General features: G+C 73.0%; 1 protein-coding gene. It reads left to right on the forward strand.

The features are described 5' to 3' along the window. A partial coding sequence (locus ACH47Z_RS46980) for an SDR family NAD(P)-dependent oxidoreductase (RefSeq protein ID WP_399086741.1) occupies positions 1-2,843 on the forward strand: 2,843 nt, incomplete at both ends.

Consider the following 2,843-nt stretch of genomic DNA (forward strand, 5'->3'; position numbering starts at 1 on the left):
GTCCCGGTGGCCTGGGAGGGCCTGTTCGCGGGTGTCGAGCCGGGGCGGGTGAGCTTGCCGACGTACGCGTTCCAGCGGCGCCGGTACTGGCCGCAGCCTTCGTTGGTGGCCGGTGATGTGGCGGCTGCCGGGTTGGTGTCGGCCGGGCATCCGTTGCTGGGTGCGGTGGTGTCGGTGCCGGGTTCGAGTTCGGTGGTGCTGACGTCGCGGTTGTCGCTGCGGGCGCAGCCGTGGCTGGTGGATCACGCGGTGCATGGGGCGGTGTTGTTCCCGGGTACGGGCTTTGTGGAGCTGGCGATCAGGGGTGCGGATGCCGTGGGTGCGGGCCGTGTGCGTGAGCTGATCGTGGAGGCGCCGCTGGTTGTCCCGGAGCGGGACAGTGTCCAGGTGCAGGTGGTGGTCGACGGTGAGGAGCACACCGTTGCCGTCTATGCCCGTACCGGTGAGGACGAGCCGTGGACTCGGCATGCCACCGGTGTCGTCGATGACGAGACGGTCGCCGTGGACGCCGGGGAGCTGGCCGGGGCCTGGCCGCCGCCCGGTAGCACACCGGTCGATCTGGAGGACTTCTACCGGCGCAGCGCGGACAACGGCTTCGGCTACGGCCCGGTCTTCCAGGGCCTGACCAGGGCGTGGCGGCACAACGGCCACATCCTGGCCGAGATAGTCCTCCCGCAGGACGAGCGGACCAGCGCGGGCGTGTTCGGTATCCACCCGGCGCTGCTCGACGCGGCACTGCACCCCTCCACGTTCGCCGACCTCGAACCCACCGAACTCGGCCGGCTGCCCTTCACGTTCAACGACGTCACCCTGCACGCCATCGGAGCCACCCGGGTACGGGCCCGGATCACCCCCGCCGGACCCGACGCGATCGCCCTGGCGTTGGCCGACGAGGCCGGGCAGCCGGTGCTGTCGATCGGCTCCCTCGTGCTGCGCCCGCTCACGCCGCAGACCCTGGCCACCGAGGCGCAGCCCGGCACGATGCTGGCCCTCGACTGGCTCGACGTGTCGGCGCCGGAGGCCGGCCGTCAGGACATCGAGTTCATCACCGTACGGGGCCCGGCCGGTGCCGCCGACGCCGTCTCGTCCGACGTGGTGGTGCTGGAGGTCACCCCCGAGGGCGGCGATGTGGTGCGGTCCGTCCACGAGACGGCGAACTGGGTGCTCGGCCGGTTGCAGAACTTCACCGGCACGCGCATGGCCGTCGTGACCCGGGGCGCGGTCGCCACCGGGCCCGGCGAGACCGTCACCGACCCGGCCGCCGCCTCCGTGTGGGGCCTCGTACGGACCGCGCAGACCGAGGACCCAGGCCGCTTCGTGCTGCTCGACATCGAGCCGGACGCCGAGCTGGACGCCACCCTGGTGGCCCGCGCGTTCTCGGCGGACGAGCCGCAGCTCGCCCTACGCGGCACCGCCCTGCGCGGCCCGCGTTTCGCCCGTGTCCCCGGCTCCGGCGAGTCCCCCGACCCGATCAACTTCGACGGCACCGTCCTGATCACCGGTGGCACCGGCGGTCTGGGCCGCGAGGTGGCCCGGCACCTGGTGGCGCGGCACGGTGCGCGTGACCTGATGCTCCTCAGCCGCCGGGGCGCCGACGCCGAAGGCGCCACCGCACTCGTGGACGAGCTGACCGCCCAGGGGGCCCGGGTCACCGTCGCCGCGTGCGACGTCAGCGACCGTGCGGCCCTGGCGGAGGCGCTCGCCGGGACGAAGCTGGCCGGCGTCGTGCACACCGCGGGCATCCTGGACGACGGCACCCTCTCGTCGCTGACCGCGGAGCAGATGGACCGGGTCATGCGCCCGAAGGTCGACGCGGCCTGGCATCTGCACGAGCTGACCCGGGACGCCGACCTGAGCGTCTTCGCGGTGTTCTCCTCGTTCTCCGGGCTGATCGGCAGCCCGGGACAGGGCAACTACGCCGCCTCCAACATGTTCCTGGACGCGCTGATGGAGCAGCGCCGCCAGGACGGCCTGCCCGGTGTCTCGATGGCGTGGGCCGCCTGGACCCAGGACGTGGGCCTGACCGGCACCCTGTCCGAGGTCGACATGCGCCGTATCGCGCGCTCGGGGGTGCCGCCGCTGACGGTGGAGCAGGGCCTGGCACTCTTCGACCAGGCGCTGGTGGCCGAGCGCCCGGTCCTCGCCCTGACCCGTCTCGACCTGCCGCGCCTGCGCGCCCAGGGCGAGCTCCCGGCGGTCCTGCGCGGCCTGGTCCCTGGTCCGGTGCGCCGCGTGGTGGCCGCGGGGGAGGTGCGCGGTGACGGCTTCGCGCAGCGCATGGCCGCGCTGTCGGCCGAGGAGCGCCTCACGCACCTGCTCGCCCTGGTGCGCGACCACGTCGCCTCGGTACTCGGCTACCAGACGGGCGCCGACATCGACGAGACCAAGCCCTTCCGGGAGGTCGGCTTCGACTCGCTGACGGCGGTCGAGCTGCGCAACCGGCTGCAGGCCGTCACGGGTCTCGGCCTGCCTTCGACGCTCGTCTTCGACTACCCGAACTCGGCGCGTCTCGCGGACTTCCTGGCCGAGCGCTTCGGCGGGGTCGCCGCCGTCCCGGTCGACGCGCTGCCCGTGCTGCGATCGGTCGAGGACGATCCGCTGGTCATCGTCGGTATGTCCTGCCGCTTCCCGGGAGGTGTGTGGAACCCGGACGGCATGTGGGACCTGCTGTCGCAGGGCCGCGACGCCATGTCGCGCTTCCCGTCCGACCGCGGCTGGGACACCGGCCTGCTGACGGAGCTGGCCCACGCGGGTGGTTTCGTCGAGGGCGCCATGGACTTCGACGCGGGCTTCTTCGCGATGTCGCCGCGTGAGGCGCTGGCGACGGACCCGCAGCAGCGGTT

The organism is Streptomyces sp. NPDC020192, from assembly GCF_044388685.1.
Classification (GTDB): Bacteria; Actinomycetota; Actinomycetes; order Streptomycetales; family Streptomycetaceae; genus Streptomyces.